7 protein-coding genes are annotated in these 5,164 nt (G+C 34.5%); 4 read left to right on the top strand and 3 right to left on the bottom strand.

The window, feature by feature from the left end; translation table 11 throughout:
• The 4 genes from A9260_RS11415 to A9260_RS11430 form a co-directional block, all read left to right on the top strand.
• On the top strand, window positions 1-289 hold a 289-nt coding region (locus A9260_RS11415), incomplete at its 5' end, for an integrase core domain-containing protein (protein WP_156684049.1).
• 30 nt (window positions 290-319) lie between these two features.
• Window positions 320-913: a tyrosine-type recombinase/integrase gene (locus A9260_RS11420; protein ID WP_331711144.1), complete on the top strand. Its 594-nt coding sequence runs from the start codon at window positions 320-322 to the stop codon at window positions 911-913.
• Window positions 914-1,296: 383 nt separating this feature from the next.
• Window positions 1,297-1,644 carry a hypothetical protein gene (locus A9260_RS11425; protein ID WP_068699084.1) on the top strand — a complete coding sequence of 116 codons (348 nt, stop codon included), beginning with the start codon at window positions 1,297-1,299 and terminating at the stop codon, window positions 1,642-1,644.
• Entirely contained in the window at window positions 1,580-2,353 is a 774-nt protein-coding gene (locus A9260_RS11430) for a DUF4433 domain-containing protein (RefSeq protein ID WP_082957124.1), read from the top strand. Before A9260_RS11425 ends, A9260_RS11430 begins: the two co-directional genes overlap by 65 nt.
• On the opposite strand, the gene A9260_RS11435 is transcribed toward A9260_RS11430, so the two are convergent.
• The 3 genes from A9260_RS11435 to A9260_RS11445 are packed head-to-tail and all read right to left on the bottom strand — an operon-like array spanning window position 2,350 to window position 4,349.
• Complete coding sequence (locus A9260_RS11435; RefSeq protein ID WP_082957125.1) at window positions 2,350-3,039, bottom strand: macro domain-containing protein; 690 nt, start codon at window positions 3,037-3,039, stop codon at window positions 2,350-2,352. The two genes, A9260_RS11430 and A9260_RS11435, sit on opposite strands and share 4 nt — an antisense overlap.
• Before the next feature lie 18 nt (window positions 3,040-3,057).
• Entirely contained in the window at window positions 3,058-3,798 is a 741-nt protein-coding gene (locus tag A9260_RS11440) for a hypothetical protein (RefSeq protein WP_068699088.1), read from the bottom strand.
• 5 nt (window positions 3,799-3,803) lie between these two features.
• On the bottom strand, window positions 3,804-4,349 hold the full coding sequence (locus A9260_RS11445) for a hypothetical protein (RefSeq protein ID WP_068699090.1): 546 nt from the start codon (window positions 4,347-4,349) through the stop codon (window positions 3,804-3,806).
• Window positions 4,350-5,164: the final 815 nt, after the last annotated feature.

A 5,164-nucleotide genomic window follows, 5' to 3' on the forward strand; every position in this document is an offset into this window, starting at 1 on the left:
AAACTGGAAACTGGCTGAATGGGCGGAAGAAAATCAGGTTGAGCTGGAATTTATTAAACCAGGAAAGCCTACACAGAACTCATATATTGAACGTTTTAACAGAACCTATCGCGATGCCATTTTGAATATGTACATGTTTAAAACACTGCGTGAGGTTCGTGAACTCACAAAAAGTTGGATAAATGAATACAACAGTGAGCGGCCACATGACTCGCTTGGAGATCTTACTCCATGGGAATATTTGGCTAAATCACAGCAGGGAGAAGACTCTAATTTCGAGTGCCACTAAAAAAGGGATGTTTACAAGCTAAATCAAGTAATCAGTGCCATGGGTAAGACTAATATGAAGTCCATTACCCGAGCGGCCTTTGAATTGCAACTTCACCTGCTTTCCCGATCATCCGAAATAGCAAAACTAAGGTGGGACGAATACAACGCTAAAGAAGCGGTCATTAAAATTGGGGGTTATAGAATGAAAGGAATGCAAACACATACTATCCCTCTATCTCCTTATGCCAAGGGGCTTCTTGAGCACATCCGACAATATTCAGGACAAGGTGAATACATTTTCCCATCAAACAAAACTAACGGAGAAAGACCATACCTTAATCCACAATCCGTTAATGCTGTAATGAAGAGAGCAGGCCTAGGTAAAACTATCGTTGCTCATGGTCTGAGAGCAGTAGGTAGTACAGCATTAAACGACGCATTAAAATACGGCTCCAAGTGCAAATTCGACAAAGATCAGATCGAGGTCTGCCTGGCACACATGGACAAGGATGGCATTCGACAAATCTACAATAATGCCGAATACATCGAAGAGCGCCGTAAAATGTTAACTTGGTGGAGTAACTTTATTATTGAGAAAACTGAAAATTCTTTCTCCCTTGCTAAGCAGTGCTTTGACGCCTAGCGCAAGAATAGGACTTGCAATCTCCACTTACTTTTGGGGAAAATGAATTATGGCTTATGCTAATTTAGTAAAATACACCTTAGTTAAAGAATCGCAAAACCTGCTCAGAAGTAATTCATCTAATCCAAACATTGAATGAGTGGAAAAGGTAGTACTTGAAAATTTATAAATCGGTGACTAATTTAAATTAACCAGTACATTGGCTAATTACTAAAAGAGATACAAAGTCGTTTGGAGTTCGTAACGAGCCTGTTCGTTGAATGTCTGATTTTAGGCCTTATACAAAATCAGAATTAAGAAGTTTGATGGTGTTTCATATATTGGTATTATCAGATACAGTTTCATCCAACATCAAACCTTAGATAATAGGATTTTTCAACTAAATGTTAGAAATAAGAATAAAAAAACTAGTCGGTCGAATAGAAAACATAGAATCAAACTATCCTGGTTTAGTCCTAAACGTTCTTACTGGTGAACAACTTGATTTATACATATCAGAACATACCAAAAATAAAGAATCAGGTCATATCATTAAGATAATTGACGCACTTTTGGAGCTAACAAATAATTCTAGGAAAGAGTTAGAGATAATAATATGTGATAAACTTTCTAGAAAAACTGAAAGCTTTATTTCTACTACCACTTACGGAAAGGTTATTGGTATAAATGCAAAGCCTACACTCTTTGATTTTTTTGAGCAAAAGAAAATTAATATACAAGGAAAGCAATAAATATAGGTTAACTAAAGAAGGCACGAAGTATGGAAAGTATTTATATACAGATGAAAATGAAAAATTTATTGGATGGAATAAAAGAAAGCTAGATATATTAACCGAGAAATTTAGAGCAGATATATTAAGAAGCTTGGATTTTAGGCTCTATCATATGACACATATTTCTAATTTGGTAGGCATTTTCGAAAACGGATTATTTTCCCACAACAAGGTAAAGAATTATACTGACATAAGCAACAATGTCGTTAATGAAAGAAGAAGAGGAAAAGATAACCCACATAAAATAAGCCTCCACCAATATGTACCGTTATACTTCAACCCTCGAAACGCAATGTTATTTACTTGTCAGAAAAAATATGGAAAAGATATGGTCATTTTGGAAATTGACAAATCAGTGATAAGTAATGATTACACTCTATTTTCAGAGGGAAATGCAGCAAGAAAAGATTCAAAAGTAACAACAAACAAGTTAGATTTAGCTAATTTTAGATGGCAAGAGATTAACAGTTTAGCTTGGAGTAATGTCGCCGAAGGGGTCAATGAAAGTTTGAAAAGCTTAATGATGAGTGAGTGCCTAATTTTAAATAGGATTGGTCCCGATAAAATCATGAACATAATTTGTAGCAAGGAAAGCGTGCGTAAATCGCTGACCAATGAATCATTAAGCAAAATAGAGATTAACGTTAATGAAAACGTATTTTTTTAAAAAAGATTTCTCTGACATTCACGATCGGTATCAACTTTATAAAATTGAAACACTTTTTCAAGCGATGCAACACCAACACCACTTATACTTAATAATTGATTAACTTGGTAGTAAGGCTTTGATTTAATTTCTACATATATACGTTCTAATATATTTATCTTAACTCCAGTTTTTAGTGAAATATCTTCCAATCTATTTGTAAGTAGAACATCTTTAAAATCTTCAAATAGATCATCATGCGCAGTACTAAGGTACTCATAAATTTCTATATCAATTTTCAAAGGCTCTAGAAATTCTTTCATTACCTTAAGTGATATATTTTTATCTAATCCGCCTCGATCAGCACCCAACAATGGGAAAGCTATAGAGCTTATGCATTTTTCTTCATAAGTATCGACGAACTTCAATAAACCCTGGATCAGGAAATCTTTCTCTGTTTTAGCCTTCCAATCTATTTTTGTAGGAAAGTTTAAAATTCGTCTATCTCCCCCGTTAAAAACCCAAAGTTTACCAGGACTGAGAAGTTTCCTTTCACATATATCTGCATACTTATTGAACATGTCAGGGTATCGCAACCTAAACTCTAGAGCTAAACCAGCTCCCATAATACCTACACAGTTTACTGGATTAACCAATACCTCAGCTGTAGAAGTGAATATGTTTCCCTTGATATAATTAATGGACATCATTCTTCCTTAGCTTTTCTAGATTAAGCTCTTTAAATCAACTTTTGATTCAGAATCTGATCTCCAAAAGTCTATTATATTTTGCACAACCATTATTCTCATTCTAGTCTTTGTTTCCATGTCGATTCGGAACTGCATAATCACTCTGGTCAAGGTTTGTTGAGGACCGCTAACTCCATCAATTTCAGGAGATGAGTCAATCATTGAACCTTGAAATTCGGCAGCATAAAACTTATTTTTTTCAACAAATGCTTTCGCGACATCATTCCCTTGAGACGCAGCTTCCATCTCTTCTAAGATAAATTGGTATGCCATTTCTTTATCAGAGAGCTTTGCATTAATCGTTTCAAAAACTTGCTCACAAACCTCACTGATATAGTTACTATCGGTATTTGTTAACTCATCCGATATGACTGATTCATAGATTGAGATTATATTTCGGTCATTTTCACTCAAGTATTTAAACCCTTCATTAGTTAAATAACTAACCTCTTCTAATGTTAAATTATTATCTAACAGGCATGAACAATAACCTTGAGCGAATGACCAAATTTTATAACCATCAAAATTATGGTCTAGTTCCATTTTCTCTTTTGAATATGAGAAATAGGTCTTTTTTAAAAGCTTGAAGATCCACGATTTCTCTTCTTGAATATTGCATAAGTAAGCTACTATCACACAGAAATCATTATACTTATCAAACTCTAAAGATACTCTAGTCATATACTGCTGAATAGTGCTGTACTCATCTTCAACCATTTAGGTTACCCTCCAAAAAACTGGTTTTTCAATGCGTCAACATTTTTATTTTTAAATACATTATCACTTATTATATATGCTTGAGACTGTCCATTATTAACCATGAAATGCTCATTACCTTTTTTATAAAGCTTAAAGGTATACATATACTGGCTAGAATATCTTGCAGTAGCTGAAAAAACATTTGTAATATTATTTTCCATCATAAATTTAAAGATCGATTGAGCTACATAATTCAATCTTTCATCACGACCCATACCCATGGTGAACATCGTGTATGAATCTTGGTCATCAAAAGCAACAAACACTTCGATAACTTCACCTGAAGCCTTGAACGTAAAATTCACAACTCTGCCATCAAGTTTTAAATCACCATCTTTATCTACTAGGTACAAACTATCTGCATAGTCGTTGACATACATAACATTACCATTATTAACAATGAACATGATGTCAACTTCGGCTTCTTGCAGTCGCATTCGCTTGTCGAATTTAACTTTCAGATTATCAACACTATTTTTTTTCTTAATAAATAAATCAAATAAACCCATGTTTAATTCCTTACTATTTTTAGATCTGCAAAAAACACCATCATACAGTCACAACAGTTTAATTTAAATAGGAAGTACTGTTCGTACAACTTTGTAACAACCTAACTGAAGATGATCTTTTATTCTTCCAGATAGATGCTACGGTAGATTATACATATCAACCCTTCAAGTGTACTACCATTTTACGCCACCTAAAGAATCTAATAATTCATACAAAAGTTTAGTATTAGATTCTTAATGTTAAACTAAGGCGCCTTGCCCCAAGAGAAACAACCCCATTAACTATTATAGAGATACAAGTTACCATCGATAAGGATCTACCAAAGCAAGATACTGAGTATTAGTTATCCACATTCACGACATACACCACGCGACGAAACTTGAGACTTCATAAACCCCCAATCAAGCAAAAACATAAAAATTAAACGACATACGCAAAAAGTATCCCGTTACGTTCTATCGGGATACTAAAGTGACCATATCATCGGGCTGAACCCATAAAAATAATTACAAGGTTGCTCATGGTGCATATTTCGGAGCATTCCGATCACCCATTTCGGGATTATCCGATCACCCATTTCGGTTTAAACCGATCGCTGATTCCGCGATTATCAGATCACTTTTAACCTAACTCCGAAATCGATGATCGGAATAGCGAAAACTGCGATCGTAATGGCCGAAATCCTTCCTTTTTCTCTTTTAAATCAATAGCTCGCTATCCTTTACTTCTAAAACAAGAAGGAAAGGAAGCGATAATGGCCAAAAAGAGAACTCCAATGAATAAAATCAAAGAGGTATTACGCCTTAAATACGAC

It is taken from the genome of Vibrio sp. UCD-FRSSP16_30 (genome assembly GCF_001676025.1).
In the GTDB taxonomy this organism is placed as follows: Bacteria; Pseudomonadota; Gammaproteobacteria; order Enterobacterales; family Vibrionaceae; genus Vibrio.